This window comes from Streptomyces sp. NRRL F-5630 (assembly GCF_000719475.1).
In the GTDB taxonomy this organism is placed as follows: domain Bacteria; phylum Actinomycetota; class Actinomycetes; order Streptomycetales; family Streptomycetaceae; genus Streptomyces.
Genome location: NZ_JOGO01000007.1, coordinates 22,259 through 47,440, shown reverse-complemented (window position 1 = coordinate 47,440; position 25,182 = coordinate 22,259). Strand labels below are relative to the sequence as shown.

Here is a 25,182-nt window from a genome sequence, read left to right as displayed (position 1 = left end):
CAGTGTGACGGTACGGGTACGGCGCACGACGCCCCGGTGGCACACCCATGAACTTCGGCTCGGCACCGACGAGGTGACCAAGCGGTACCACGACACGCAGGCGGAACCCGCCGAGCGCGAGTGGCGGGCCCTCGCCCTGCTCCAGCGGCACGCGCCCGGCCTCGCCCCGCGCCCGCTGCGCCGGACCCCGGGCAGGCATCCGGACCTCGTCATGACCCGGCTGCCCGGCGAGCCCCTGCGGGGCACCGCCGTGGTGGGCGCCCCGCTCGTGGCGCTCGCGGACTCCGTGGCCCGGCTGCTCGACGCCGTGCCCCCCGCTGCCGCCGCCGCGCTGCCCGAGCGGCGCGCGGGACGGGCCGAGGCGACCGCGCGCGTCCGGCAGTGGTACGCGCGCCGCACCCCCGCGGCGCGCGAGCCCGCCGTGGCGGCCGTGCTCGCCGAGGGGATGCGGTGGCTGGAGCGGCCCTGGCCCGCGGTCGCCGAGGAGGCGGGGCTCGAACCCGTGCTCGGGCAGGGCGACGGGAACCTCGCCAACTTCCTGTGGGACGGGGAGCGGGTGCGCGTCGTCGACTTCGAGGAGTCGGGGCGCAGCGACCGGGCCTTCGAACTCGCCGAGATCACCGAGCACGTCGGCTCGTGGGTCGATCCCGGCACGGTCTTCGACGCGGAGGAGTTCCTCGGTCTCGTGCCGCTGGACGCGGGCGAGCGGGTCAGGCTCCTGGAGTGCCGGCGGCTGATCGCCCTGGTCTGGCTGCTCATGCTGACGCGCGACGACCCGGCGCGCCCGCGCAACCCGCGCGGCACGGTGCGGGCGCAGGCGGCGCGGCTCGACGCGCTGCTCGGGCAGGAGCGCTGACGCCCGCCCGTACGGGCTCGTGGGGCGGATCAGGCGGTCGCTCATCCCCCACCCCTGGACGACATACCGACTAGTCGGCATGATGACCCCGGAGCCTGATGACCCGGACCCGAGGACCCGGGCCCGCTGACCCGCGTCTGATGTTCCCGGACCCCGAGGCCCCGGTCTCGAAGCGAGTGAAGGAGTCGAGCATGAGTGAGGACCCCCCGCCGGGCCTGGACCCCGGGCGGCTGCGCGCGTACCTGGACCGGGAGCGGCCCGGTCTCGTGGCGGGGCCGCTGCGGGCGCGGCTCATCGAGGGCGGCCGGTCCAATCTGACGTACGCGGTGACGGACGGGACGCGCCGCTGGGTCGTGCGCCGCCCGCCGCTCGGCCACGTGCTCGCGACGGCGCACGACATGCGCCGCGAGTACCGCGTGATGACGGCGCTCGCGGGGACGCCCGTGCCGGTGCCGCCGACGGTGCTGCTGTGCGAGGGCGAGAGCGCCGAAGCGGTGCTCGGGGCGCCCTTCTACGTCATGGACTTCGTCGAGGGCACCCCGTACCGCACCGCCGACGAGCTGGCCGGGCTCGGCCCCGGGCGCACGCGCGCCACCGTGCTCTCGCTCGTGGACACGCTCGTGGACCTGCACGCGGTGGACCCCGCGTCGGTGGGGCTCGGCGACTTCGGGCACCCGGACGGCTTCCTGGAGCGGCAGCTTCGCCGCTGGGCCAAGCAGCTCGACGCCTCGCGCAGCCGCGAGCTGCCGGGGACCGACCAGCTCCAGGAGGCGCTGGCGGCCCGGCTGCCCCGCTCCCCCGCGCCCACGGTCGTGCACGGCGACTACCGGCTCGACAACGTCCTCGTCGCCGCCGACGACCGCATCACGGCCGTGCTCGACTGGGAGATGTCCACGCTCGGCGACCCGCTCACCGACCTCGGCCTCCTCGCGATGTACAGCACACCGCTCGCGCTGCCGGGCTCGCCCATCTCGACGAGCGCGTCCGCGCCCGGGCACCCGTCGGCCGGCGAGCTGATCGAGCGGTACGCGGCCCGCTCGGGCCGGGACGTCTCGGCACTGCCCTGGTACACGGCCTTCGCCTGGTTCAAGCTCGCCGTGATCCTGGAGGGCATCCACTACCGCTACACGCGCGGGCAGACCGTCGGCGCGGGCTTCGACCGCATCGGCGAACTCGTCCCCGTCTTCCTGCACCACGGCCTCACCACCCTCAAGGAGGGCTGAACCATGGACTTCGGCTTCGACGCCCGTACCGAGGAACTGCGGGCGCGACTGCTCGCCTTCATGGACGCGCACGTCTACCCGGCCGAGGCGACGGACGCCGCGCAGCGCGCCGCGCTCGACTCGCCGTGGCGCACGACGGCCGTCATCGAGGAACTGAAGGCCGAGGCGCGAGGCCAGGGACTGTGGAACCTGTTCCTGCCCGACAGCGCGTACGGGGCCGGGCTGACGAACCTCCAGTACGCGCCGCTCGCCGAGATCACCGGGCGCAGCCCGCACCTCGCGCCGCTCGCGACGAACTGCGCCGCGCCCGACACGGGGAACATGGAGGTGCTGCACCAGTTCGGCACCGAGGAGCAGAAGAAGCGGTGGCTGGAGCCGTTGCTGGCGGGCGAGATCCGCTCGGCGTTCGCGATGACCGAGCCGGACGTGGCCTCCTCGGACGCGACGAACATCGAGACGCGCGTCGAGCGGGACGGCGACGCCTACGTCGTGACGGGCCGCAAGTGGTACATCTCCGGGGCGATGAACCCGGACTGCGCCGTCTTCATCGTGATGGGAAAGACGGACCCCGACGGGCCCGACATCCGCCGCCAGCAGTCGATGATCCTCGTGCCGCGCGACACGCCGGGCGTCGAGGTGCGGCGCGCGATGTCGGTGTACGGCTTCGGGGACCACGCGCACGGCGGGCACGCGGAGGTCGTCTTCGACCGCGCGCGGGTCCCGGCCGGGAACCTGGTCGGCGAGGAGGGCGGCGGCTTCGCGATCGCGCAGGCGCGGCTCGGCCCCGGGCGCATCCACCACTGCATGCGGCTCATCGGGATGGCCGAGCGGGCGATCGACCTCATGTGCGAGCGCGCGCTGTCCCGTACGGCCTTCGGGAAGCCGCTCGCCGCGCAGGGCGTCGTGGGCGAGTGGATCGCGGACGCGCGCGTGACCGTCGAACAGTTGCGGCTGCTCGTGCTGAAGACGGCGTGGCTCATGGACACGGTGGGGAACCGGGGGGCGCACACCGAGATCCAGGCGATCAAGATCGCGACGCCGCGCGCGGTGGTCGAGATCCTCGACCGGGCGGTGCAGTTGCACGGGGCGGGCGGGGTGAGCCAGGACTACCCGCTCGCCGAACTGTGGGCCGCCGCCCGGACCTTGCGGCTCGCGGACGGGCCGGACGAGGTGCATCAGCGGTCGCTCGCGCGGCGGGAGCTGAAACGGTTCGCGTGAGCCGTACGGAGAAGGGTCCGCCCCTGCGGGGCGGGCCCCTCTCGCGCTGCGCGCGGTGTCCTCAAGGGCCGGACAGGCTCGAAACGGGCGCGGGCTTGCTACGGCCGCAGCGCCCTCAGCAGCAGGTCCGCCAAGTGGTCCGCCACCTCCTGGGGGCCCATCGGGCCGCCCGGCCGGTACCAGGTGGCGAGGTGGTGGACCGAGCCGAAGTGGTAGTCCACGACGAGGTCGGCGGGGGTCGCCGTGGAGAAGACGCCCTCGCGCTGGCCCAGCTCGACGAGGGCGCGGAAGCGCTCGTGGTAGCGGCGGCGCTCGGCGCGCACTTCCTTGTTCTTGGCGGGGCTCAGGTGGTGCATCGAGCGGAAGAAGATCGCGGCGTCGTCGAGGTTGTCGATCGTGGTGACGACGACGTCGGCGGCGGCTGCGCGCAGGCGGTCGGCGACCGGCCCGTCCGCGTTCACGTACGTGTCGAGGCGCTGCTGCTGGAGGCGCAGGACGCGGGCGTAGACCTCCTGGAGGAGGTCCCCCTTCGACCCGAAGTAATGGTAGAGGGCCCCCTTGGTGACCCCCGCCGCCTCCACGATCTCCTGCACCGAGGTGCGGTCGTAGCCCTGCTCGGCGAAGAGCCGCGTCGCGGCGGCGAGCAGCCGCTGGGGCACGGGGGTGCCGTCCCCCTCCGTCGTCCTGGCCACCGCTGCCGCCGCCTTTCGCGTTCCGTTCCCGCTCGTTCCAGGGCCTGTCTTCACTCTCGCCTCTGCCGTGCGACGCCCGGTACGCACTCTCGCCGCACCGGACGCCGCACGGCCCCCTGCGGGCGACGAGGCGAAATTGAAGACACGCCCTAGCGGGAACGCAGTTCCCGCCGCAGAATCTTCCCACTCGTCGTCTTCGGCAGCTCCGGCAGGATCTCGACCTCGCGCGGGTACTTGTACGCGGCGAGGCGCTCGCGGCAGTACGCGACGAGCGCGGCGGCGTCCGCCGGGCTGCCGGGGCGCAGGCTCACGTACGCCTTGACGGACTCGCCCCGGTAGGAGTCGGGGACGCCGACGACGGCCGCCTCGCGCACGCCCGGGTGGGTGTAGAGGACGTCCTCGACCTCGCGCGGCCACACCTTGAAGCCCGAGGCGTTGATCATGTCCTTCTTGCGGTCGACGACGTAGAGCCAGCCGTCCGTGTCCATGAGGCCGATGTCCCCGGTGCGCAGTTCGCCGCCCGGGAAGGTCTCCGTGGTCGCCTCGGGGCGCTGCCAGTAGCCGGGGACGACCTGCGGACCGCTCACGACGATCTCGCCGCTGCGGCCGAGGGGGACCTCGTGGCCCTCGTCGTCGAGGATGCGCACGACGGTCTCGGGGCCCGGCACGCCGACCGCCAGGGTGCCCGATTCCTCGTGGACGGGGGCGCGGCGGCCCGGTGGCACGGAGGCGCAGGGGGCGGTGCACTCGGTGAGGCCGTAGCCATTGTGGAGGTAGGGGCCGAAGCGGTCCGCGAAGTCGTCGACGAGGGCGGGCGGGAGCGGGGCGCCGCCGGAAGCCACGTAGGTGAAGGAGGCGAAGTGGTCCCGGGTCGCCTCGGGGCGGGCCGCGAGGGCCATGAAGGCGGTCGCCGGGCCGACGGTGTAGGCGGGGCGGTGCTCGGCGAAGGCGTCGAGCACGGTGCCGGGCTCGAAGCGGTGGGTGAGGATCAGCGTGCCGGCGTTGAAGAGGCAGGCGGCGAGTTCGCACACCATGCCGGTGATGTGGAAGAGCGGCGCGAGCGCGAAGTAGCCGGCGCCCTCGGGTATGCCGGACCCGGTGCGCTGGCGCTCGGCGTTGTAGGCGATGTTCGCGTGCGTGTTGGTGGCGCCCTTGGGCGTGCCGCTCGTACCGGAGGTGTAGCTGATGAGCGCGGTGTCGGCGCCCCCGGGGAGTACGAGGTCCGGGGCGGGGTGCCCGGCGCGGGCGACCGCCTCCAGGTCCTCGGTGTCCTCGGGGCGCGGCAGCGCCTCCCAGGTGAGGACGCGGCGGTCCTCACGGGTCTGGAAGCCGTGCTCGTCGGCGGTGAGCGCGAACCGCACCGGGCTGCCCTCGACGGCTTCGCGCAGGTACTCCTCCCAGGCGCGGTCGGAGCAGACGAGGGCGCTCACGCCCGCGTCGCCGAAGACGTGCCGTACCTCGCCGGTCGTGTACATCGGGTTGACGGGCACGACGACGGCGCCCGCGCGCCAGGCGCCGAGGAGCGCGAGGACGAAGTGCGGGGTGTTCTGCAGCATGAGCGCGACGCGGTCGCCGGGGCGGATGCCGCGCGCGGCGAGGTGCCCCGCGACGGAGGCGGACAGGGCCTCGGTCTCGGCGTAGCCGAGGCGGCCGTCGAAGTAGGCGAGGGCGGTGCGCTCCGGGTGGGCGGCGGCGACGGCGAGGAAGGCGTGGACGGTCGAGGGCGGCGGGGCGACGGGCTGCCGCTGGGCCTCGCTGAGCAGGCCGAGCCAGGGCTTCGCCGCGTAGGGCGAGGTGGTCACCGCCGGGCCTCCCACTTCTGCTGGAGGTGGTTCATCGAGGTGAGCCAGGCGTCCGGGTCCGTGGCGCGGGCGCGGTAGTGGGCGGCGGTGCCCGGGTGCGGGAGGACGAGGAAGCGGTCCTCGGCCATCGCGGCGAGGAGCGCGTCGGCGACGGCCGCGGGCTCGACGGCGGTGGGGCGCAGGACGAGATCGCCCGCGCTCCCTGCCGCGTCGAGCATCTCCGTGCGGACGCCCTCGGGGCACACGGCGTGGACGCGCAGGCCGCGGTGGCGGTAGGTGACGGAGAGCCATTCGGCGAAGGCGAGGGCGCCGTGTTTCGTGACGCTGTACGGGGCCGAGCCGATCATGGTGAGGAGCCCGGCGGCGGAGACGGTCGAGACGAAGCGGCCCGTGCCGCGCTCCAGCCAGTCGGGGAGCAGGGTCTCGGCGGCGCGGACGTGGGCCATGACGTTGAGGTCCCAGGCGCGGGCCCAGGACTGGGCCGGGGCGGCCTCGGTGCCCGGGTCGCCGACGCCCGCGTTGGCGCAGTAGACGTCGACGCGTCCGCCGAGCGCCTCGCGCGCCTTCCCGGCCACGGTCCCGGCGTCACCGGGGACGGCGGTCCCGCCGATCTCCTCGGCGACGGCCGCGGCGCGCTCGGGGTCGCGGTCGTTGACGGCGACCCGCGCGCCCTCGGCGGCGAACCGGCGGGCGAGCGCGGCGCCGATCCCGGCTCCCGCGCCGGTCACGACGACGGCGGCGTCCTTCAGGGATTCCACGAGCGGGTCTCCTTCGACTCGGCTTCCAAGGCGTTCCGTTCCGGGCAGACTAACCAGTCGGTATGTCAGGGGGGAAGGGGTGCGACAGGGGCGCGGCGGGCATGGCCACGCGCGGGGCCAGGGGCTAGCGTGCGGGGCACCCGAGTACCCGGCGATCGTGGAAGGCATGGCATGAACCTGTCCAGAAGAGGGCTGTTGGCGGCGGGCGGGCTCGCGGGCGCGGGCGCCCTCGCCCCGGCGCTCGGCTCCCCCGCCGCCGCCGCGCCGCGTGGCACCCGCACCGGTTTCGAGGTCCTCGCGCAGGACGGGTACCGACTGCTCGCGGACAGAACGGTCGGTCTCGTCACCAACCCGACGGGCGTGACGCGGGACCTGCGCCACCTCGTGGACGTCCTGCACGCCGAGCCGCGCGTGCGGCTCACGGCGGTCTTCGGGCCCGAGCACGGCTTCCGCGGTACGGCGCAGGCGGGCGGCTCGGAAGGAAGGAGCACCGACCCGGCGACCGGGCTGCCCGTCTACGACACGTACCTGAAGAGCGGCCGGGAGCTCGCGGACATCTTCACGGCCTCCGGCGTGGACACGGTGGTCTTCGACATCCAGGACGCCGGGGCGCGCTTCTACACGTACATCTGGACCCTGTACGACTGCATGGAGGCGGCGGCGCTCGCGGGGAAGCGGTTCGTGGTGCTCGACCGGCCCAATCCGCTGGGCGGCCGGGATGCCCACGGGCCCGTGCTGCACAAGGAGTTCGCGAGCTTCGTGGGACGCGAGCCGATCGCGCAGCAGCACGGGATGACGGTCGCGGAGCTGGCGGGGCTCTTCAACGGGGAGTTCCTGGCGAAGCCCGTGCGCCTGGAGACGGTGCGGATGCGGGGCTGGCGGCGTACGGACTTCTACGACGCGAGCGGGCTGCCGTGGGTGCCGCCGAGCCCGAACATGCCGACCCCGGACACGGCGCTCGTCTACCCGGGCACCTGCCTGTTCGAGGGCACGACGCTCTCCGAGGGGCGCGGCACGGCGCGGCCCTTCGAACTCCTCGGCGCCAAGGGGATCGACGCGCGCTGGGCGGCGGAGGCGAACGCGCTGGGGCTGCCCGGGGTGCGCTTCCGGGAGGCGTACTTCGCGCCCTCCTTCTCGAAGTTCACGGGCGAGACGATCGGCGGCGTGCAGGTGCACGTCACCGACCGCGAGGTCTTCGAGCCGGTGCGGACCGGCATCGGGCTGCTCGTGACGGCGAAGAAGGTGTGGCCGGACTTCGCCTGGCGCGAGGACCTGGCGATCGACCGGCTGAGCGGGTCCGCGACCGTGCGGAAGATGGTCGACGCGGGGGCGGGCACGGACGCGATCACGGCGGCGTGGGCTGCCGAGCTCGCGCGCTTCCGGCGGACGCGGCGGAAGTACCTCCTGTACAGGTGAGAGGCGCTGGGGGGAGGGGCGGCGGCCCGCGCGGGCCGCCGCCCCTCCCCCGTGCCTCGGCTGTGCCTCAGCGGTGCCGCGGGAACTCCACGACCTGCTGGTAGGTGGGCCGGTTCTGCCACTGGAAGGGGGCGTGCGTGATGCCGCCCAGGGCGCGGTGGACGATCGCGTCCGAGCACCACTGGTCGCCCGCCGCGCAGGAGTCGTCCCCGGGGTAGACCTGGCCGGCGGGGACGGCGGCCGCCTCCGCGAGCGTCGTGAGGAGCGTCGTACGGCAGGCGCTCAGGTCGCCGGCGCCGCAGTACTTCGCGCCGAGCGGGCCTTCGACCGTCTCGCCGAGCACGGCGCGCAGGTCCTTGGAGACGTAGCCCCACCAGCCGTACTGGAAGGCGGAGCCGGCGTGCGCCCCGGTCGGGCCGTGCGCGGCCGAGGGGGACTCGTCCACGGTGAGGAGCGAGGTGAGCGAGGAGTAGAGCCCGTCCCCGAGTCCCGGCTTGAACTCGGCCTCGACCAGGCGCGGCCACCACGCGTCCATGATCCGCACGGCGTCGCTGTGCCCGTACTTCTTGGAGCCCTTCGAGGTCTCCTGGCGCCGCGCCCCGTCGTCGAGCCAGGACTCCAGTCGCTGGACCGCGGCGGCCTGGGCCGGGTCGGTGACGGGGCGGGTGCGGATCACCTTGAGCAGCGTCGGCAGGACGTCCTCGCCGCGCAGGTCGGTGACCGCCGCGTCGGCCATGGCGCGGGTCAGCGAGGCGCGGGTGACGCCGCCCTTGTCGGCGAGGGCCTTGACCCGGTCGTCGAGCAGGTCGGCGCGGTGCACGGAGCCGAGGCTCAGGTTGGCCGCCGTGTAGCCCTTGGCCTGCTTGTTGTTCCAGGAGACGTAGTAGTCCTGGTCGACCGACCGCGGGTGCTGTTCGGGCGGGGTGAGGGCCGAGGTGTTGTCGGCCGGGTCGAAGTCCTTCCATTCGTAAGCCGGTTCGGCCTTCACCGGGAAGGTGCCGTCGACGTTCGCGGCGCGCACGGGGTTGGAGCCCGAGTTGTAGTACGCGATGTCGCGCGAGTCGGCGTAGAACCAGTTGAAGGCGTAGGCGATGTGGCTCGCGGCGTCCTGGAAGCTCTCGGCGTCCTTGACGTAGCCGGGGTCGTTGAGCATCTGGAAGCCGACGATGGAGTCGGCCTCGTGACGGTACGTGGAGCGCAGCGAGGTGTACGCGACGGGCTTGCCGCCGACCGTCGCGCGGTGGGTCACGATGCCGTAGTGCGTGCGGAAGACCCGCATCCGGTAGGAGCCCTTCGCGGTGGAGTCCGCGAGGGTCGGCTTCCAGGAATTGACGCGCTCCAGCTTCTCCATCGGCGTGCAGGTGCCGTGGTAGCGGTAGCCGGTCGAGTCCTTCGTGGCCGCCGAGCCGTCCGTGTCGCACAGCTCGACCGCGTACGTGTCCGTGATGTCCTGCCCCGCGCTCGTCGCCGACCACGAGTAGTCCTGGCCGCGCCCGAGCTGGACGTACATGCCGACGCCCGCGAAGGAGACGCCGCGCGCGCTGATGCCGGGGCCCTGGAGTTCCTGCTGCATGAGCAGCTGCGGGGCGAAGTAGCCGGTCTGCGGGCCGAAGACGGCGATCGGGTGGCCGCTCGCGGTCTTCTCGCCCGAGACGAGCAGCGCGTTGGACATGCCCTTCCTGCTCGCGTCCCCGGAGAACAGGTCGCTCGGCAGGACGCCGTCGTCGAAGACGCCCTGCAGGGGCTTGAGTTCCTTCGGCGCCTCGACCGGGTCCTTCGCGGGCTCCGCCTGCGCGGCGCTGCCGGTGCGGTCGAAGAGGAGGGGCTCCTTCGTGACCGAACCGGCGTCGGGCAGGGCGAGCCCGGCGGCGTTCTCCGGCTTCCCGGCGTACGGGAAGGCGGTGCCGTCGTGGATCGTGGAGACGGTCTCGGGGTCGTCGCGCTGGCGGAAGGACTCCCAGACCCGGGTGCCCTTCTCGACACCGTACTTCTGCTGCGCCGACAGGAGCGAGAGCGCCTGGTCGACCTCGCCGCCGCCGCCGTTGCCGAAGAGGCCGCCGACGACGGAGGCGAGCGCGATCATGTCCGTGACCTTGAACGGCTCGATGTCACCGGCGTTGGTGATCGGGTCGATCTTGCCCGTCAGGTCGTACTCGCCCGGGAAGTAACGGCCCTTCTTCGCCTTCTCGCGGTAGGCGTTGAGGCCGTCGATGTACGCCTGCGCGTCGTTCATGGCCTGCTCGCCGCGCGCGCCGTTGTGGGCGCGGATGTAGTCGACCTGCTTCTGGAGGTCGTCCTCGGTGTAGGGAGCCTGCGGCCAGAACTCCTGCTCCAGGCCCTGGTTGGCGAGCGCGCCGCCCGCGAAGGAGGTCAGCTCGCCGCGGCCGATGTGCCGGAAGAGGTCGATGAGCCACATGCGGTCCTGCCCGGCCGCGTACCCGGCGCCGAACTCGGTGCCGTAGCGGGTCGTGCCCTTGATGTGCGGGATGCCGTACTTCTTGTCCCGCGTGATCGTGACGTCCGCGCGCGGCGAGGTCACGGACTCGGTCTCCGCCTTGCTCACCCCGAAGGAGGCGTCGTCGAAAAAATCTCCGAGCTGTGCGTCCGTGAGGGAGGGGTACCCGGACGACAGGGAGTCGTAGGCGGCGAGCTGGTCCTCCGCGTGCTGGGGCTGGGTGCCGAAGACCTTGTGGGCGAGGATCTCCGCGAGCGTCGCGCTGCCGTTGGCTCCCGGCGGCAGGATGTCCGCGCACTGCTGGTCGCAGTAGTCGTCCGGGTCCCCGGCGGCGACGGCGGTCCCGGCCGCGAGCGGGCTCAGCAGACCCGCGGTGAGCGCGAACACGGCGGCGGCGACGAAGGTGGTGGTTCTTCGCGTGGTACGGGTGACGCGGGACGAGACGGCGGTACGGGCTGAGGCGGTACGGGCTTTGGGCGTCGAGCTGCGGCCGACGAGTCGGCCGTGGTGGGGGGTGCGGCTCCGCATCCTGGCTCCAATCGCTCCCGACAAGGGTGAAGCTCCCGACAGGGGTGAAGCTCCCGACGAGGGTGAACGGGAGGTTACCGCCGGTATGCCCCACGGGGGGATGGGTCGGTGGGCCTGTTCGCAGGATCGACGCAAAGCCGTCCCTCGTCCGAGGGAGCCGAACGAGGGGCTGCCTCGTCGGAACGACGGCACCCCGGGAGTGGTGCCGGTACGGATGACGGAGGTGCAGGGCTGATGGCCGGATTCCGGAGTCTCGCGAGACAGGCCCGCGACCCGCGGGCGGATTTGGCGCTGCGGCGCTGGAGCCTGCGCAAGTGCCTGGAGATCTTCGCCCCTTACGGGCACCGGGCCACGTGGGACCACTTGTGCGCGCACTGGGGCTTCGGCCCCGAGGACCGCGCGCCCGACCCCGTGCGGCTGCGGGGCGCGGTGGACGAGCTGGAGCGGGCGCGCGAGGTGTGGCTCGCCTACGAGCGGGACTTCGCGGCCCGGCGGCGGGCCGAGAAGCGGGCCGGGCTGCGCCGCCCGGGCGCGGTGGACGACTGGCACCGGCGCACGTGGGGCGGCTTCGGGATCGCGTGGTGCGCGGACCCGGGCACGCACCCGGACGCGCCGCTGCCCGAGGTGCTCGGGCGGCTCATCGCGGCCCTGGAGCGGGAGCCGGGCGAGCGGTGCCCGGTGTGCGGGAGCGAGGCGCTGCGGTGGCGCGAGGACGTGGCGCCGCTCTGCACGGGCTGCGGCATCACGGTGCCGCTCCCCACGCTGAGCCCGGCGGCGGTGCGGCGCGCGCGGGGGGAGGGACGCGCGCTGGTGGGGGTGTGAGGCCAGGCTTTGTCCGGTCGCTCATGCGCGGAGCCGGATGACGAGGGGCTGCGGCGGTCGCGGTCCCGAGGAGGACGTAGCCGCGTTTGTCGCAGCGGGCGGCTACCGTTCTGGCGCGCTTGAGCCGGTTGAAGGCCCGTTCGACGGTGGTGCGTTTCCTGTACCGCTCTCCGCCCGCGCGACGTGTGCCCGGACGCCGGGTTCGCCCATCCCTCGCCGGGGGCGATCGCCGAGATCACGAACCTCCTCGCGCCCGGCGGCGGCAAGCGCCGACCGCGGTCGGCCCGGCGACGCCGGGGGTGCGTCACTGCGGGTAGCGCACGATCAGCAGGGCCTCGACGTCTCCGGCGGGTGCCTGATACAGGTGCGGCACGTCTGCGGCCCAACTGCCGTGCGTGCCAGGGCCGATCAGGACAGGATCGGTGAGCCCGCCGACGCGCGCCATGCCGGTGAAGACGATGATGTGCTCTGTCGTGCCCGGGGAATGGGCGGCGGACTCCTGTGTCGCTCCGGAGCGGATGCGAACCCGGTAGGTCTCCGTGACGGAGGTATCGGCCTCGAATCGCTCGATGAGGACGGCTTCGACGGCGTGGCCGGAGATCTTGGCGGGAGACGAGAGATCGTTCAGAGCGGTGCTCAGAGGCACCTTGAGCGCTGTCGTCAGAGCGTAGAGCGTTTCCAGAGTGGGGTTGCGTCGCCCGCTCTCCAGTTCGGAGAGCGTCCCCTTACCGATCTTGGACCTGCGCGCCAGCTCGGACAGTGACATGCCCTGCGCCTCGCGCAACTCCCGCACGCGCAAGCCGACGCTGGTGGCCAGGTCCATGAAGTCCCTTCCCCTCCGTGGAGGCCGGTTGATCGAAGCCTCTTGCGGGATCTATCGTTCCACATACAGAACGTTCCGTATACGGAACGCACGATGGTGCGACGTTGGATGAAGGAGTCACATGGCGCCCAAGGAAGGCACGTCCCTGCCCGTCCGCAGTATGGAGGTGGCCCGCATCCTCGCCGAGGCCGGTATCGGGGGTGAGGTACGCGAGTTGGCGGAGTCGACGCGCACGGCCGCCGAGGCCGCGGAGGCCCTGGGGTGCGATGTGGGCGCAATCGCCAACAGCCTGGTGTTCATCTCCGACGACGAACCCGTTCTCGTCCTGACCAGCGGCCGGCACAAGGTGGACACCGCAGCACTCGCCGCCCGGTGGGGACGCGGCAAGCTCCGGCGCGCCACCCCGGAACAGGTGCGTCAGGCCACCGGGCAGGCGATCGGAGGCGTGGCTCCGGTCGGTCACCCCCAGGCGCTTCCCACCGTGGTCGACGCGGCCCTGAGTGACTACCCCCAGCTATGGGCTGCCGCCGGGACGCCGCGGACGGTCTTCCCGACCACTGCCGGTGAACTCCTCCGGCTCACGGGCGGACTTCTGCTCCCCGTCGAGCCGTGACCAGGGGCCCCTCGGCCCAGGGATCGATCTGATCGTCCAGGAACACCCCGGACGGCACACGGTCGTCAGCTGGACCGCGTAGCCAAGGCGGTTGCGGGACCGCCGCTCGGACTCGATCGGCGCCGGGTCCGCGTCGTCCAGGAAGAAGGACCGCCCCCGTTCGCACGGCCGGTCTCAAGGAGGTGAGCGCACGTTCTCCCTCTACGGATTGACGACGGATTTCCTTTTGCTCGTGGGAAGTTGGCGGGTGACGCATAGCACGGTCGATCGTGGGCAAGCGCCTGCGCATCAGGCCCGCGCGGCGGACCGGCCGGTCCGCCGCGGCCGGCTCCATGACGACACTGGAGAGCGTCCGTGATCGAGCCCGAATCCGTTTCCGCACCCGGCAGCGCGCCCGCCGCCCACCACGAGCCGGACGGCAACGCCGCACCGGCCGACAGCCGGGACATGTACGCCATCCACGCGATGCTGCGCCGGGAGTTGGCGGATCTCCCCGCGTACGTCGCGGCCACAGGGGCGGGGGACGGTGGGCGCGCCGAGGTCGTCGCCGACCACATCGACTTCGTCGCCCTGATCCTGCACGCCCATCACGAGGGTGAGGACGTGCTCGTCTGGCCGAAGCTGGCCGAACGCGCCCCGGCAGACGCCGCGCCCGTGCTGGCCGCGATGCAGGCCGACCACGCCGGGATCGACCGCGGGCTGGCCACGCTCACCGGCGCGGCCGCGTCCTGGCGGGCGAACCCCGACGCGGTGCACCGCGAAGCCGTCGTGGACGCGCTGCGCGAGCTGACGCCCGTCGTGGAGGCGCACCTGAAAGCCGAGGAAAGCGACGCCCTCGTCCTCATCGACACGTGCCTGAGCGCGCCGGAGTGGGGCGAGGTGGGGATGCACGGGATCGCCAGCCTGCGGCCGGAGCAGTACCCCCTGTTCTTCGGCATGCTGCTGCACGACCTGGATCCGGAGCTGTACGGGGTGCTCGAAGCCTCCTTGCCTCCCGATCTGTTCGCGCAGCTCGCCGTCAGCGGCCCGCAGGAATACGCCCGCTACCAGCGTCGGCTGGCAGCGGCGGCGTGACGGCTCCTTCGGGTGGGCAGCCGACGTGACTCGGCGAAACGGACCGCAGCACCACACACCTCGATGAAAGGCTGAACACGAGTTGACGAATGTCCTCATCGTCGGCGCCACCCAGGGCACCGGCCGCGAACTGGCCGCCTCTTACCTGCGCGACGGCGCGAATGTCGTCATCACCGGGCGCGACGCCACCCGGGCCGAGACCGTGGCCTCCGAACTCACCGCCGAGGCAGCGGAGGCATGGAAAGCCGCTCAGACCACCCCGACCGCGCCCGGCCGTCCACCGGCCCTCACCACGGGCGAGGGCCGGCCCTCGCCCGGCACGGCCACCGGCCTGGCACTTGACCTCAGCCGCCCGGAGACCGTGGCCGCGGCGCTCGCTCCGGTCGAGCGGCTCGACCGGCTCGTCCTGGCCGGGATGGTCCGCGACAGAAACACTCTGTCCGGCTTCGACATAGCGGCCGCCGGCACGTTGGCCGTGACCAAGATCGTCGGGTACACGGCCGTCGTATCCGCTCTCGCGGAACGCCTGGCACCGGACGCGGCGGTGCTGCTGTTCGGCGGTGGCGCCAAGGATTACCCGTACCCCGGCTCGACGACCCTGACGGCCGTCAACGCCGCCGTGACCGGGATGGTGCGGACACTGAGCACCGAGCTGGCGCCGGTGCGGGTGAACGCGATCCACCCCGGGCCGATCGGCGACAGCCCGTTCTGGCAAGGCAAGGCGGAACTGAGCGGCACTCTGGCCACGTTCCGGGCGCAGACGCTGACCGGTGAACTCGGCCGCATGGCCGACGTCGTCGACGCCTGCCGGTTCCTGCTGGAGAACCGGCTGGCCAACGGGATCGACCTGCCCCTCGACGGGGGGCATCCGTAGGGCACGCAGAGATCCGTGAGTCCGGGCACGCCGCGCCGCCGTTCTCCGCCGGCGCCCCGGGCTCACCGGACGTCTCGCACCCCCACCGCTCAGCACGCCCGAGTCACCGGCGGAGCAGCATGCTTCGCGAGGGCGATCCCCGTGGGGAGTGCATGGCCGTCCGACCCATTCACCCCTCATAGAAGGAGCACAGCCCATGAAGATCGGTATCGGGATCCCCAATCAAATACGCGATGTGAAAGCGGACGTCATTCCGGAATGGGCACGGCGCGCCGAGGAGGCGGGTTTCTCCACCCTGGGCAGCGTGGGCCGTATCGCCTACCCGGGGGTCATGGACACGGTCGCGCTCGCGGCGGCGGCAGGCGCCACCAGCAGGATCGGGCTCATCAGCAACGTCCTGCTCGGCCCGGTGTGGCCCGCCCACCTCCTGGCCAAGGAGGCGCAGAGCATCGACGGTGTCTCGGGCGGCCGTCTCACCCTCGGCATCGGCCTGGGAGGGCGGCCCGACGACTTCGTCGTGGAGGGCCTGGGCCCGCGCGGCACAGGTAAGCGGCTCGACCGCGACATCGAGACCTACAAGAGCGTGTGGCGCGGCGAGACCCCCGCCGGCTGCGACAACCCGCTGGTGCCCCGGGGCAGCCGTGAGGTGCCTCTGCTCTTCGGCGGCATGGTCCAGGCCTCGTACAACCGGGTGGCGCGCTCCGGCCGCGGTTACGTCGGCGCTTCGGTACCGGCAAACATGATCGCCGGCGCCTTCGACGGCGTGCGCGCGGCATGGAAGGAGGCCGGACGCGAGGGCTCTCCGTACTTGGTCGCCATCGCCTACTACGCCGTCGCGGATACCGAGGGCGGCCGCGCGAACGTCTACGACTACTACTCCACCGCGGGAGCGGAGACCGCCGGTTTCATCGCGTCCGCGGTGAGCGGAGGGGCGGAGTCGATCAAGAAGACCGTCGGCGAGTTCGAGGCCATCGGAGCGGATGAGCTGATCCTCAACCCGACCAGCGACGACATCGACGAACTTCACCGCGTCGCCGATGTCGTCCTCTGACGCCGGGACCGCGATTCCCTACAGTGCCCGGATGGTTCCCACCACGGCGCAGGACTCCCGCGCCCGGCACGTCCTCGCGCGGATGTCCGGCTTCTTCGCGGATGAGCGCGCGTCGTGGCCCGCCGCCTGTGGGACATAGGTTCTGTCCTCTCGCTGGGTGAGCTGTGGGAGGCCGGCCACTGGCCGGCCTCCCACCCTGCTCTCGGCTCGGCTTCCGCGCGCGACTGGCAGCGCAACGAAGGTCCACGAGGGGCACCTGTACAAGGCCGAGGGCCGGGAGCGCATCGATGACGCCCTTGGGCTCGCCGCGGTCGGAACCGCGGCGCCCTGGCTGACAGATGCCGAGTGGGAACGGCTGCGGTGTTCCTGCCGGTCAGCAACCGGCTCAAGCAGCCGGAGCGGTGGCCACCCACTACGACAAACGCGGCGGCTACGTCTTCCTCGGGACCGCGACCGCCGCAGCCCTCATCCGGCTCCGCGCATGATCGACCGGGCAAACCCTAGAGGAACACGCAGAACGGGTGGCCGACCGGGTCGATAAGCACCCGGACGTCGTCCTCCGGCTGGTGCGGGGCGAGGCGGGCGCCGCAGGAGACCGCGTGCGCCTCGGCGGCGTCCAGGTCGTCGACCTGGAAGTCGAGATGGACCTGCATCTGCTGGGCCCCGGGTTCGGCGGGCCACACGGGCGGGGTGTAGGCGGGCTCGGCCTGGAAGGAGATCCCCGTGCCGCCGCCCTCGGGGACGAGCTTCGCCCAGCCCTCCTCCTGCTGCGTCAGCGGCCAGCCCAGCAGGCGCTGGTAGAACCCGGCGAGTGCCTGCGGGTCGGGCGCGTCGAGCACGACGCCGCTGAGGAACAGCGGGGGCCGCGGGGGACGGGCGGGCGGGATGCCGGGGGTCATGGGGGCTCCTGTGACGGGCGGGGGCGCACCCGCGCGGCGGAGGCTCGCGGGCACGTCCACTCTGCCCCCGCCGCCGCGGCTCCGCCAGGCCACACGCCGCGCGGGCCGGCCGCGGGCCTCCCGCCGGGGCGGGAGGGTCAGGCGCGGTCGTGGAGGGTGATCCGGTACCCGTCGGGGTCGGCGAAGGTGAAGGTGCGGCCGAAGGGTCCGTCGACCGGCGCGGAGGTGATGGGGTGGCCGTCGGCGGCGAGGGCGTCGTGGATGGCCTGGACACCGGTGGCGTGGAGCCAGATCGCCGTCCCGAGGCCGGGCTGGGGAACGGCGTCGAGATCCGTGCCGGGCACGAGGTCGCGGAGGGCGAACGCGATCGGCTTCGTCTCGAAGACGACGGCGTGCGGGGGCCCGGCCTGCGAGCGGACGAGGCCGAGGTACTGCTCGTAGAACGCCTGCGAGGCGTCCAGGTCGCGTACCTGGAGCGAGATGAAGTCGGGGCCTGTGGCGGGCATGGCGGTACTCCTTCGTTCGTGTCAGATGCCTGACACGCACCACCGTATGTCAGACTTCTGACATGAGTCAAAAGGATTCCGGCATCGACCTGGACACGTCACTGGGCTACCTGCTGAAAGAGGCGTCGAGCGCGCTGCGCACGGCGATGGAGGCGGTACTGCGACCGCTCGGGATGACCGTGACGCACTACTCGTGCCTCGAACTGCTGGCGCAACGGCCGGGTCTGTCGAACTCGGAGCTCGCGCGCGGCGCCTTCGTGACGCGGCAGTCGATGAACGTGCTGCTGCAGAATCTGGAGCGGGACGGCTACGTGACCAGGCCCGCGCGGGCGCCGCACGGGAAGGCCCTGCCGGCGCGGCTCACGGCCAGTGGACGGAAGAGCTTGGCGAAGGCGACCGTCGCGGTCCGCGCCGTCGAGGCCAGGATGCTCGCCGGCATGACCGACGACGAGCAAGCGGACGCGTTCCGGGCCCTGAGGAGCATGGTCCACTCCCTGCGGGCCCGCGACGAGGACGGCTGACGCACACTCCCCCGCCGGCGCGTTCCAGTGCTGTGACCGTATAGGTTCGCCGGGTCGGTGGTCGTGGCGGTTGGATGTGGGGTGATGTCAGTGCCGACCGCTGGAGGTGCGGTGGCCGAGCCTGTCCGTGTGCGCTGACCGACCAGGAGGGGCAGAAGCTGCAGCAGATCGTGCGCCGGGGCAGCACGAGTTCGGTGCGCTACCGGCGGGCGATGCTGCTGCTTGCCTCGGCGGGCGGCAACCGGGTGCCGGTGGTTGCCCAGCTGGTGCGGGCCGGTGAGGACACCGTCCGGGATGTGATCCACCGGTTCAACGAGATCGGCCTGGCCTGCCTGGACCCTAAGCCCTTGTTAACAGCGCCAGTAGCGGGGACCACACTCGCGCCAGACTGAGGGCTGCGACGCCTTTCCGGACCCTGGCCGTTGAGGCCTCACAGGGGAGGGGTGTGGGCCCCGATGGTCATGGTGGTGGTCGCATGGGCTGTCGGACGGACGCCTCAAGAGGCCCTGGCCTCGACGTCTCACAACAGAGCGGTGGCGTTCGGCGTCCTCGCGGTCACCACCGTAAGGCGAGGCGTTGCCGCTCGTGGGCGCCGGGCGAACGCCTCTGCTCTGCCTGGCCACGATGCCTCCGTGCAGAGCGGCGATGCCCGGCGCCGTCGAGCGTCAACGCCCTTTGCCTTGACGACTCGCTGGTGCTGGTGGTGCGAGCCGACCACACGGTGACCTCTCGAGACGCCCGAGCCGTCCGAGCTCCCGCACAGACCGGGGGCGGGTCTCAGACGAGGCGCTTACGGCCCCAGAAGAAGAGGAACACCGTGACGGCGGCCGTCAGGGCCAGCAGGATCGACGCGCCGAACCACTGCAGGCCGTTCATCTGGGAGATCGGCAGGTAATCGACCGACCAGCCCACGACATCGGCCTTCTTCATGCACAGGTCATGCGCCTGTTCCGTCTGCACTTCATTACAGGTACCCCAGCCGAGGAGTTCCCCGTCGCCGGTGATGTACGGGGGGTTCGACCAGTTCACCTGGTGCGCGCCCGGGGGCAACGTCGGCATCACGCCTTCGAACGTGACGCCCTTGTTCGTCGTGATCGTGACGACGTTGGCGAGCGACAGCAGGAAGTGCGCAAGGAAGTGGGACCAGACAATCTGGACGACGACGGTGAAACCGAGGGTGACCACCATGGCCACCAGCGTGCGGCGCAGCACCACGCCGATCGCCACCCCGCCGAAGACGGAGAAGAGGGCGAGGGCGACGGGCACGGGTCCCGTGTTGTTGAAGGTGGCTCCGGAGGTCCACTCCGCGCTCGTGGACTTGTCGTAGAGGTTCCACCACCACCCGAACGCGACCGACAGCGCGACCGTGCTCACCACGACCACCAGTGCGGTCAGGGCCAGTTTCGTGGTCAGCCAGCGGGTCCGGCTCATGGACTGGGTGGCGACGAGCTTGGCGGTGCCGTTCTCCAGGTCGCCGGTGAACAGCGGGGCACCGAGGAGGACGCCGAGCAGGATCGGCATCAGCCGGAGTCCCGTGGACGTGGGGTCGTACCCGGCGGTATGCAGCTGGGAACGCTGGAAGACGATGAACGCCACGGCGAGCGCGGAGGCGCCGAGGACGGCCCAGAACACGGCGCGGTGCTGGCGCCAGACCAGCCAGGTCATGCCGTTGAGGGGCTGGCGGAGCTGAGGGAGCCGGCCGGTGCCGGTGGTGCCCGGGGCCCCGGACTTGGTCGTCGTCGAGGTGCTGGCGAGAGAGCTCATGCTGCCACCGTCCGGATGTTGTACGCCTGGTCCTGGGCCTGGGCGGTGGGGGTGATCAGAGGGAGCGCGTCGGGTGAGCGGAGATAGGCGAGCAGGAGTTCTTCCATGCTCGGCTTGTCCGTCTCCCAGGGGCCGGTGGCCGGGCTATCGGAGCGGATCAGGGCGGTGAACTGCCGTCCGCTGATCCGGGACTCGACGAGGGGGTGGTGCGCGAGGGAGGCGGGCAGGTCCTCGCCCTCCTTGGCGCCGGCGACCATGGTGTGTACGGACAGCAGCTCGTCCACGTCACCGGCGAGGCGTACTCCGCCGCCGGAGAGGACGACGAGGTAGTCGCACACGTTCTCCAGTTCGGCCAGGACGTGGGTGGACATCAGGACGGTGGTGCCGTGCTCGGCAGCCTCGGCGAGGAGGGTGCCTGTCAGTTCTTTACGCGCGACCGGGTCGAGGTCCGACATCGGCTCGTCGAGCAGCAGCAGGTCGGGCCGCTTGCCGACGGCTAGGGCGAGGGCGACGCGGGTGCGCTGGCCGCCGGAGAGGGTGCCGATCTTCGCGTCGAAGGGCACATCGCCCGCGCGGACGATGTCCTCGGCGGTGCGCTGGTCCCAGCCCGGGTTCAGTTCCTGCCCCAGCCTCAGGGTCTCCGCCACGCTGAACCCGCGGAACAGGGGCTTCTCCTGGGTGAGGAACGAGGTGCACCCCGAGTCCACCGAGCCCGGTGCCGCGCCGAACACACTGAGCGTGCCCTCCGTCGGTTCCAGTACGTGGGCCATGATGCTCAGCAGCGTGGTCTTGCCCGCCCCGTTGGGACCGACCAGCCCGCAGATCCGTCCCGCCGGGAGCCGGAAGGAACAGTCCTTCAGTGCCCATCCCCGCCGGTAGCGCATCCCCAGGCCGTGCGCCTCAACCGCCGAGTCTCCCGCGTACATACCGTTACTCACCAGTGCTCCTAGTTGTCGTGGCCGCCGTCTCCGTACCGGCGGCGTACTGCTTCTCCATGGCCGACGCGACCAGCGCGGCCACGTCCTCCTGCTCCAGGCCCGCCCCGGCCGCCCGGGACACCCACGCCACCAGCTCCCCGTACAGCGGTGAGTCGGTGCTTGCTGAGGGGCGGGCCAGTGTGCGGCGTACGAACGTGCCCTTGCCGGGTCGCGGTTCGACCAGGCCCTCACGCTCCAGCTCGCGGTACGCCTTGAGGGTGGTGTTCGGGTTGACCGCGCTGACCTCGGCGACGTCCTTGGCGGTCGGCAGCCGGTCGCCCGGCACCAGTACGCCCAGCCGCAGAGCCTGCTTGGTCTGCTGCACGATCTGCTGGAAGGCGGGGACTCCGTTCCGCCTGTCGATGCGGAACTCCATGACTACCACCACCATTTCGCTACTTGATTAGTGGAATGATGATGGAGGGGGGCGCGGGTGGTTGTCAACGGCAATCGGAGGGGCTTCCTGGGCAGGATTTCGGCCGCCGGTCGCGGCCTCGGTCACGTCGGCGTCCACTTCGACGCCGCACGCGTCGCGAGGGTGCGCGCGTTGACCTGGCCGTTGAAGCAGAAGTCGGCGCTGGCGCCCGAAGTGCCGTTCGTGGAGGCGGGGTTGCTGCAGGGTTGCTGCGCGAGATGGTGGGTCGCGTGATCGGTGCTGTACGGTGATCGTGACATCACACTGGTGCTCTGACCGCATAGGTTCGCCGGGTTGTTCAGGCCGCAGCGACGAGGGAGCGTCCGCCCCAGCGGGTGCCTTTCTCGCTGCGGATGCGGGCGCGTTCTTTACGTTCGGCGGGCAGGACGTCGGGGTGGCGGGTGTCGGCGTTGCGCCAGCGCAGGTAGGCGTGCACCGCCCGGGTCTGCACGGCGTGGTTGGGGTGGTGGGAGTTGGCGATGGTGAACTGCCTCAGTGGTCCGAAGTGGGCTTCGATCGGGTTGGCCCAAGAGGCGTAGGTCGGGGTGAAGCACAACTCGACCTTGTTCTTCTTCGCTCAGCCGCGGATGTCGGTGCCCTTGTGGGCGGACAGGTTGTCGAGGATGACGTAGATCGGTGCGCCGTCCGGGCGGGCGGCGCGGATCGATTTCAGCGCGGCCCGCGTGTTCGCGGCACCTTTCCTGCGGCGGTTGACGCCCCACAGACGGTCGTCGCCGACCGAGTGGCATCCGCGGAAGTAGCGCACCCCGTGGGTGCGGTGGCAGGTGGCCGGCACCCGGTCGGGATGCTTCCGCGTGGCCCAGCCGGATCCTGCGGTGGGCCGGATGCCGAGCGGGCCGGACTCGTCGAAGGCGAACGCCCGGTCCGGGAAGCGGTCGAGTACCTTTTCGATCCCGTCCAGCTTCGCCTCGCGTTCCGGATCGGGGGACTCCTTCCAGGTCTTGGTGCGCTGGAAGGTGACACCGTGGCGGGCGAGCGGGACGCGTAACGTCTCGCGGCCGATGCGGATCACCCGGCCGTGGACTTTCCGCAGGCAGGCGACGAGTTTGCGCAGTGACCAGCGGCTGAAAGGCCGGCCGAGCTTGGTGGGGCGGGTGGTGGCCATCTGAACGACGAAGTCCTCGTCATCAGGGCTGAGTTGGCGGGGACAGCCTCCCGCCCATCGAGGGTCCAGGCAGGCAGGACCGATCTCGTTGAACCGGTGGATCACGTCCCGGACGGTGCCCTCGTCGGCCTGCACCAGCTGCGCGATCACTGGCACCCGGTTCCCGCCGGCCGAGGCCAGCAGCATCATCGCACGCCGGTAGCGCACCGAACTCGTCCTGCCCCGGCGCACGATCTGCTGCAGCTGCTGCCCTTCCTGGTCGGTCAGTCTGCGCACACGGACAGGCTCGGCCACCGCGCCTCCAGCGGTCGGATCGGACGTCACCCCACATCCAACCGCCACCCCGGCGAACCTATGCGGTCAGAGCACTAGCCGGTCGACGCGCCCCCGGCGTCCGCTCCCGCGCGCCGGGCGATGAGTTCGTCCTCGATGCGCCGGAGGGCGGCGTTGACGGTCGCGAGGGTGGCGGGGTCGTCGATGATGCCCCGGAGGGTCCGGTCCCAGTTGTCGCGGAGGATCCGCTGATTGCGGTGGGCCTTCTCGGTGGGATAGAGGCGCACGCCCCGCGCGTTGCGGTCGTCCACGACGCGGTCCACGAGCCCCCGCTTCTCCAGGCCGCGCAGCACCCGGCTGAAGTTGCTGGACGGAAGCAGGGTCGCCTCCGCCGCGGCGCGCGCGGACGTGCCGGGATGGTTGTGGATGAACCGCATGACGCCGATCTCGATCGGCGTGCACGGCTCGAAGGCGGGGTCCGCGGGCGGCCGAAGCTGCCGTCCCACGGCGAAGACCAGGTCGGCCAGCTCATGGAGGCCGGCGGCTTCGACATCACTCATGCCATGAGGATACCTTTCCTATTGCCTGATAGCTGTCACTTGATAGCATTGAACAGCGGACGCCCCGCGCCTCGATGGCCGCGGCGTCGTTCAGGCAGTCCACCGACTCATGGATGAGGAACCCCCATGGACATCAGCGGAGCCGTCGTAGTCGTGACCGGAGCGTCGTCGGGCATCGGAGCGGCCACCGCCCGCGCCGCCTCCCGTGCCGGTGCCCGGGTGGCGCTCCTCGCCCGCCGCGAGGAGCGCATCCGGCAGCTCGCCGAGGAACTCGGCGAGTCCTCGGCCCTGGCCGTGCCGTGCGACGTGACGGACCAGGCCCAGGTCACGGCGGCCGTCGAGGCCGCGATCGGGAAGTTCGGGCGGATCGATGTCCTGGTGAACAACGCGGGGCAGGGCTTGCAGGCGACCGTCGAGGCCATCGACCTCGCGGACTTCCGGGCCGTCCTCGAACTCAACGTGATCGCTCCCCTGACCGTGACGCAGGCGGTCCTCCCGCACATGCGCGGGCAGGGGGCCGGGGCCATCGTGAACGTGGGCTCCGGGATCATCTGGTCGTCGCTGCCCGGCTCCGGCGCGTACTCCGCCTCCAAGGCCGCCCTCGCCAAGCTCTCGGCTGTCGCCCGCGCCGAACTCGCCGCCGACAACATCGCCGTGTCGATGATGTTCCCGGCGATCACCGAGACCGAGTTCGCCAGGACGGTGCGCGGCGACGTCGCGGGCGCGCTGGAGATGGAGGGCAACAGCGGCCTGGTGCCCCAGTCGCCGGAGGGCGCCGCCGACACGATCCTCGAACTGATCAGGAGCGGCGCCGCGCAGGCCGACCTCGTCCCGGAGGAGTACGGCGGCACGCTCAAGAACTGAGCCGGAAGCGGGAATCCCCCCACCCACGTCAAGGAGGCCGGAGGCCGCCGCCTTCCACCGCGCCGACGCAACACAGGCGGCAGCGGTGGAAGGCGCGCGCCACCCCGGCCGTCATCGAGGAAGAGGCGCGGCACATGGAGATAGGCGTAGGGCTGCCGGGGCACGTCACCGGGGTCGAGGAGCGCACGTTGCTGACGTGGGCGCGGCGGGCCGAGGAGCGGGGGTTCGCCTCGCTGATCGCCAGTGACCGCCTGGCCTGGTCCACCCCCGATCCCCTGATCACACTGGCGGCGGCAGCCGGGGCGACCGAACGCATCCGGTTGGTCACCAGCGTGCTGCTGGCCCCGCTGCACGCCAACCCCGCGTTGTTCGCCAAGGCCGCGGCGACCTTGGACCGGATCGCGGGCGCCGGTCGGCTGCATCTCGGCCTCGCCCCCGGAGCCCGCGAGGACGACTACCGGGCGAGCCACCTGGACTTCCGTACGCGCGGGCGTGCCCTGGACGCGCTGGTGGAACGCGTCACCGCCATCTGGCGGGGCGAGGAGGAGGTGGGTCCGGCGCCGGTCACCCCCGGCGGGCCGCCGCTGTGGTTCGGCGGCACCTCCCAGGCGACGCTGCGGCGTGTCGCCTCCCACGGCACGGGGTGGATCGCCGGGACCGACGGAGACATCGAGGAGTTCCTCGCGTTCGCCACCCGCCTCCACCACCGCTGGAAGGAGGCCGGGAGGCAAGGACGTCCACGCATCAGGGCCACGGCGATGTTCGCCCTCGGCGACCACGCGCGCCCGTCCCTCGCCCGCGCCGTCACCGACTACTACGCCTTCGCCGGCCCCGACTACGTCCGGACCGTCATCGACACAGCGGCCACCACCGCCGACGCGGTCCACGCCGTCGTCACCGCCTACGAAGCGGCCGGACTCGACGAACTCGTCTTCGTGGGCAATGCCACCGACCCGCGGCAGATCGACCTGCTCGCCGACGTCCTCGGGGACAGGCTCGCCTCCCCGGACCGCACCACCGGGGGGCCGGACGGCTCACGGTGAAGGAATGACGACGCCGAAGGGGGCCACCT

25 protein-coding genes and 2 pseudogenes are annotated in these 25,182 nt (G+C 71.9%); 13 read left to right on the top strand and 14 right to left on the bottom strand.

What is annotated here, in order from left to right:
• The first annotated feature begins 4 nt into the window (after nucleotides 1–4).
• From IF99_RS0105225 to IF99_RS0105215, 3 genes are all read left to right on the top strand, one after another.
• A complete protein-coding gene (locus IF99_RS0105225; RefSeq protein ID WP_030995143.1) occupies nucleotides 5–856 on the top strand; it encodes a phosphotransferase family protein in 852 nt (283 codons plus the stop codon).
• Nucleotides 857–1,047: 191 nt separating this feature from the next.
• On the top strand, nucleotides 1,048–2,079 hold the full coding sequence (locus IF99_RS0105220; RefSeq protein WP_030995142.1) for a phosphotransferase family protein: 1,032 nt from the start codon (nucleotides 1,048–1,050) through the stop codon (nucleotides 2,077–2,079).
• Between the two features lie 3 nt (nucleotides 2,080–2,082).
• Nucleotides 2,083–3,297 (top strand): acyl-CoA dehydrogenase family protein, encoded by a 1,215-nt coding sequence (locus IF99_RS0105215; RefSeq protein ID WP_030995141.1) that lies wholly within the window; start codon nucleotides 2,083–2,085, stop codon nucleotides 3,295–3,297.
• Between the two features lie 98 nt (nucleotides 3,298–3,395).
• On the opposite strand, the gene IF99_RS0105210 is transcribed toward IF99_RS0105215, so the two are convergent.
• The 3 genes from IF99_RS0105210 to IF99_RS0105200 all read right to left on the bottom strand — a co-directional run bounded on the left by IF99_RS0105210 (nucleotide 3,396) and on the right by IF99_RS0105200 (nucleotide 6,549).
• Entirely contained in the window at nucleotides 3,396–3,989 is a 594-nt protein-coding gene (locus tag IF99_RS0105210; RefSeq protein WP_030995140.1) for a TetR/AcrR family transcriptional regulator, read from the bottom strand.
• A gap of 149 nt (nucleotides 3,990–4,138) precedes the next feature.
• Entirely contained in the window at nucleotides 4,139–5,791 is a 1,653-nt protein-coding gene (locus tag IF99_RS0105205; protein WP_030995139.1) for a class I adenylate-forming enzyme family protein, read from the bottom strand.
• A complete protein-coding gene (locus IF99_RS0105200; protein ID WP_030995138.1) occupies nucleotides 5,788–6,549 on the bottom strand; it encodes an SDR family oxidoreductase in 762 nt (253 codons plus the stop codon). Before IF99_RS0105200 ends, IF99_RS0105205 begins: the two co-directional genes overlap by 4 nt.
• Before the next feature lie 171 nt (nucleotides 6,550–6,720).
• Here IF99_RS0105200 and IF99_RS0105195 point away from each other — a divergent pair, with 171 nt between their 5' ends.
• Entirely contained in the window at nucleotides 6,721–7,965 is a 1,245-nt protein-coding gene (locus IF99_RS0105195) for an exo-beta-N-acetylmuramidase NamZ domain-containing protein (protein WP_030995137.1), read from the top strand.
• Nucleotides 7,966–8,032: 67 nt separating this feature from the next.
• Here the strand turns inward: IF99_RS0105195 and IF99_RS0105190 are convergent, their stop codons facing one another.
• The gene (locus IF99_RS0105190) at nucleotides 8,033–10,948 is read right to left on the bottom strand and encodes a penicillin acylase family protein (protein ID WP_030995136.1); all 2,916 of its coding nucleotides are present in this window, start codon (nucleotides 10,946–10,948) and stop codon (nucleotides 8,033–8,035) included.
• Nucleotides 10,949–11,182: 234 nt separating this feature from the next.
• On the opposite strand from IF99_RS0105190, the gene IF99_RS0105185 reads away from it, so the two are divergent.
• Complete coding sequence (locus IF99_RS0105185; RefSeq protein WP_030995135.1) at nucleotides 11,183–11,770, top strand: hypothetical protein; 588 nt, start codon at nucleotides 11,183–11,185, stop codon at nucleotides 11,768–11,770.
• A 304-nt stretch (nucleotides 11,771–12,074) separates the two neighbouring features.
• Here the strand turns inward: IF99_RS0105185 and IF99_RS0105180 are convergent, their stop codons facing one another.
• Nucleotides 12,075–12,593: a helix-turn-helix domain-containing protein gene (locus IF99_RS0105180; protein ID WP_030995134.1), complete on the bottom strand. Its 519-nt coding sequence runs from the start codon at nucleotides 12,591–12,593 to the stop codon at nucleotides 12,075–12,077.
• A gap of 121 nt (nucleotides 12,594–12,714) precedes the next feature.
• On the opposite strand from IF99_RS0105180, the gene IF99_RS0105175 reads away from it, so the two are divergent.
• A complete protein-coding gene (locus IF99_RS0105175; protein WP_030995133.1) occupies nucleotides 12,715–13,206 on the top strand; it encodes a YbaK/EbsC family protein in 492 nt (163 codons plus the stop codon).
• On the opposite strand, the gene IF99_RS35690 is transcribed toward IF99_RS0105175, so the two are convergent.
• Nucleotides 13,108–13,323: a hypothetical protein gene (locus IF99_RS35690; protein WP_420705643.1), complete on the bottom strand. Its 216-nt coding sequence runs from the start codon at nucleotides 13,321–13,323 to the stop codon at nucleotides 13,108–13,110. The two genes, IF99_RS0105175 and IF99_RS35690, sit on opposite strands and share 99 nt — an antisense overlap.
• Nucleotides 13,324–13,560: 237 nt before the next feature.
• Here IF99_RS35690 and IF99_RS0105170 point away from each other — a divergent pair, with 237 nt between their 5' ends.
• The 3 genes from IF99_RS0105170 (at nucleotide 13,561) to IF99_RS0105160 (ending at nucleotide 16,205) form a co-directional block, all read left to right on the top strand.
• Nucleotides 13,561–14,280 carry a hemerythrin domain-containing protein gene (locus IF99_RS0105170; protein ID WP_030995132.1) on the top strand — a complete coding sequence of 240 codons (720 nt, stop codon included), beginning with the start codon at nucleotides 13,561–13,563 and terminating at the stop codon, nucleotides 14,278–14,280.
• An 82-nt stretch (nucleotides 14,281–14,362) separates the two neighbouring features.
• Entirely contained in the window at nucleotides 14,363–15,154 is a 792-nt protein-coding gene (locus IF99_RS0105165; RefSeq protein WP_030995131.1) for an SDR family NAD(P)-dependent oxidoreductase, read from the top strand.
• A 196-nt stretch (nucleotides 15,155–15,350) separates the two neighbouring features.
• Nucleotides 15,351–16,205 (top strand): LLM class flavin-dependent oxidoreductase, encoded by an 855-nt coding sequence (locus tag IF99_RS0105160; protein ID WP_030995130.1) that lies wholly within the window; start codon nucleotides 15,351–15,353, stop codon nucleotides 16,203–16,205.
• 500 nt (nucleotides 16,206–16,705) lie between these two features.
• On the opposite strand, the gene IF99_RS0105150 is transcribed toward IF99_RS0105160, so the two are convergent.
• Both IF99_RS0105150 and IF99_RS0105145 read right to left on the bottom strand, forming a co-directional pair.
• Nucleotides 16,706–17,104, bottom strand: coding sequence for a VOC family protein (locus IF99_RS0105150; protein WP_030995129.1), 399 nt, complete (start codon nucleotides 17,102–17,104; stop codon nucleotides 16,706–16,708).
• A gap of 137 nt (nucleotides 17,105–17,241) precedes the next feature.
• A complete protein-coding gene (locus tag IF99_RS0105145; RefSeq protein ID WP_030995128.1) occupies nucleotides 17,242–17,610 on the bottom strand; it encodes a VOC family protein in 369 nt (122 codons plus the stop codon).
• A gap of 62 nt (nucleotides 17,611–17,672) precedes the next feature.
• Between IF99_RS0105145 and IF99_RS0105140 the strand changes: the two genes are divergently transcribed.
• Nucleotides 17,673–18,131: a MarR family winged helix-turn-helix transcriptional regulator gene (locus tag IF99_RS0105140; protein ID WP_030995127.1), complete on the top strand. Its 459-nt coding sequence runs from the start codon at nucleotides 17,673–17,675 to the stop codon at nucleotides 18,129–18,131.
• A 111-nt stretch (nucleotides 18,132–18,242) separates the two neighbouring features.
• Nucleotides 18,243–18,475 (top strand): annotated as a pseudogene (locus IF99_RS0105135) (helix-turn-helix domain-containing protein); the annotation flags it as partial.
• A 433-nt stretch (nucleotides 18,476–18,908) separates the two neighbouring features.
• Here the strand turns inward: IF99_RS0105135 and IF99_RS0105130 are convergent.
• The 6 genes and pseudogenes from IF99_RS0105130 to IF99_RS0105105 all read right to left on the bottom strand — a co-directional run bounded on the left by IF99_RS0105130 (nucleotide 18,909) and on the right by IF99_RS0105105 (nucleotide 23,246).
• Complete coding sequence (locus IF99_RS0105130; protein WP_030995125.1) at nucleotides 18,909–19,895, bottom strand: ABC transporter permease; 987 nt, start codon at nucleotides 19,893–19,895, stop codon at nucleotides 18,909–18,911.
• Nucleotides 19,892–20,833, bottom strand: a complete 942-nt coding sequence (locus IF99_RS0105125; RefSeq protein ID WP_030995124.1) for an ATP-binding cassette domain-containing protein — start codon at nucleotides 20,831–20,833, stop codon at nucleotides 19,892–19,894. Before IF99_RS0105125 ends, IF99_RS0105130 begins: the two co-directional genes overlap by 4 nt.
• Nucleotides 20,826–21,263, bottom strand: a complete 438-nt coding sequence (locus IF99_RS0105120; protein ID WP_030995123.1) for a GntR family transcriptional regulator — start codon at nucleotides 21,261–21,263, stop codon at nucleotides 20,826–20,828. The genes IF99_RS0105125 and IF99_RS0105120 overlap by 8 nt, the downstream gene beginning before the upstream one ends.
• Before the next feature lie 107 nt (nucleotides 21,264–21,370).
• Nucleotides 21,371–21,547 (bottom strand): hypothetical protein, encoded by a 177-nt coding sequence (locus IF99_RS33890; protein ID WP_158716579.1) that lies wholly within the window; start codon nucleotides 21,545–21,547, stop codon nucleotides 21,371–21,373.
• A 38-nt stretch (nucleotides 21,548–21,585) separates the two neighbouring features.
• Nucleotides 21,586–22,707 (bottom strand): annotated as a pseudogene (locus IF99_RS30545) (IS630 family transposase).
• Nucleotides 22,708–22,781: 74 nt separating this feature from the next.
• Nucleotides 22,782–23,246, bottom strand: a complete 465-nt coding sequence (locus IF99_RS0105105) for a MarR family winged helix-turn-helix transcriptional regulator (protein ID WP_030995121.1) — start codon at nucleotides 23,244–23,246, stop codon at nucleotides 22,782–22,784.
• Between the two features lie 126 nt (nucleotides 23,247–23,372).
• On the opposite strand from IF99_RS0105105, the gene IF99_RS0105100 reads away from it, so the two are divergent.
• Together IF99_RS0105100 and IF99_RS0105095 are read left to right on the top strand one after the other, a co-directional pair.
• Nucleotides 23,373–24,110 carry an SDR family oxidoreductase gene (locus IF99_RS0105100; RefSeq protein ID WP_030995120.1) on the top strand — a complete coding sequence of 246 codons (738 nt, stop codon included), beginning with the start codon at nucleotides 23,373–23,375 and terminating at the stop codon, nucleotides 24,108–24,110.
• A 134-nt stretch (nucleotides 24,111–24,244) separates the two neighbouring features.
• Complete coding sequence (locus tag IF99_RS0105095; RefSeq protein ID WP_051703376.1) at nucleotides 24,245–25,153, top strand: LLM class flavin-dependent oxidoreductase; 909 nt, start codon at nucleotides 24,245–24,247, stop codon at nucleotides 25,151–25,153.
• Nucleotides 25,154–25,182: the final 29 nt, after the last annotated feature.

Excerpts from the sequence above, each read along its gene's own strand:
- IF99_RS0105220 (WP_030995142.1), top strand. The coding sequence starts at position 1,048 with ATGAGTGAGGACCCCCCGCCGGGCCTGGACCCCGGGCGGCTGCGCGCG.
- IF99_RS0105215 (WP_030995141.1), top strand. The coding sequence starts at position 2,083 with ATGGACTTCGGCTTCGACGCCCGTACCGAGGAACTGCGGGCGCGACTG.
- IF99_RS0105195 (WP_030995137.1), top strand. The coding sequence starts at position 6,721 with ATGAACCTGTCCAGAAGAGGGCTGTTGGCGGCGGGCGGGCTCGCGGGC.
- IF99_RS0105190 (WP_030995136.1), bottom strand. The coding sequence starts at position 10,948 with ATGCGGAGCCGCACCCCCCACCACGGCCGACTCGTCGGCCGCAGCTCG.
- IF99_RS0105185 (WP_030995135.1), top strand. The coding sequence starts at position 11,183 with ATGGCCGGATTCCGGAGTCTCGCGAGACAGGCCCGCGACCCGCGGGCG.
- IF99_RS0105180 (WP_030995134.1), bottom strand. The coding sequence starts at position 12,593 with ATGGACCTGGCCACCAGCGTCGGCTTGCGCGTGCGGGAGTTGCGCGAG.
- IF99_RS0105175 (WP_030995133.1), top strand. The coding sequence starts at position 12,715 with ATGGCGCCCAAGGAAGGCACGTCCCTGCCCGTCCGCAGTATGGAGGTG.
- IF99_RS0105160 (WP_030995130.1), top strand. The coding sequence starts at position 15,351 with ATGAAGATCGGTATCGGGATCCCCAATCAAATACGCGATGTGAAAGCG.
- IF99_RS0105150 (WP_030995129.1), bottom strand. The coding sequence starts at position 17,104 with ATGACCCCCGGCATCCCGCCCGCCCGTCCCCCGCGGCCCCCGCTGTTC.
- IF99_RS0105145 (WP_030995128.1), bottom strand. The coding sequence starts at position 17,610 with ATGCCCGCCACAGGCCCCGACTTCATCTCGCTCCAGGTACGCGACCTG.
- IF99_RS0105140 (WP_030995127.1), top strand. The coding sequence starts at position 17,673 with ATGAGTCAAAAGGATTCCGGCATCGACCTGGACACGTCACTGGGCTAC.
- IF99_RS0105130 (WP_030995125.1), bottom strand. The coding sequence starts at position 19,895 with ATGAGCTCTCTCGCCAGCACCTCGACGACGACCAAGTCCGGGGCCCCG.
- IF99_RS0105120 (WP_030995123.1), bottom strand. The coding sequence starts at position 21,263 with ATGGTGGTGGTAGTCATGGAGTTCCGCATCGACAGGCGGAACGGAGTC.
- IF99_RS33890 (WP_158716579.1), bottom strand. The coding sequence starts at position 21,547 with ATGTCACGATCACCGTACAGCACCGATCACGCGACCCACCATCTCGCG.
- IF99_RS0105105 (WP_030995121.1), bottom strand. The coding sequence starts at position 23,246 with ATGAGTGATGTCGAAGCCGCCGGCCTCCATGAGCTGGCCGACCTGGTC.
- IF99_RS0105100 (WP_030995120.1), top strand. The coding sequence starts at position 23,373 with ATGGACATCAGCGGAGCCGTCGTAGTCGTGACCGGAGCGTCGTCGGGC.
- IF99_RS0105095 (WP_051703376.1), top strand. The coding sequence starts at position 24,245 with ATGGAGATAGGCGTAGGGCTGCCGGGGCACGTCACCGGGGTCGAGGAG.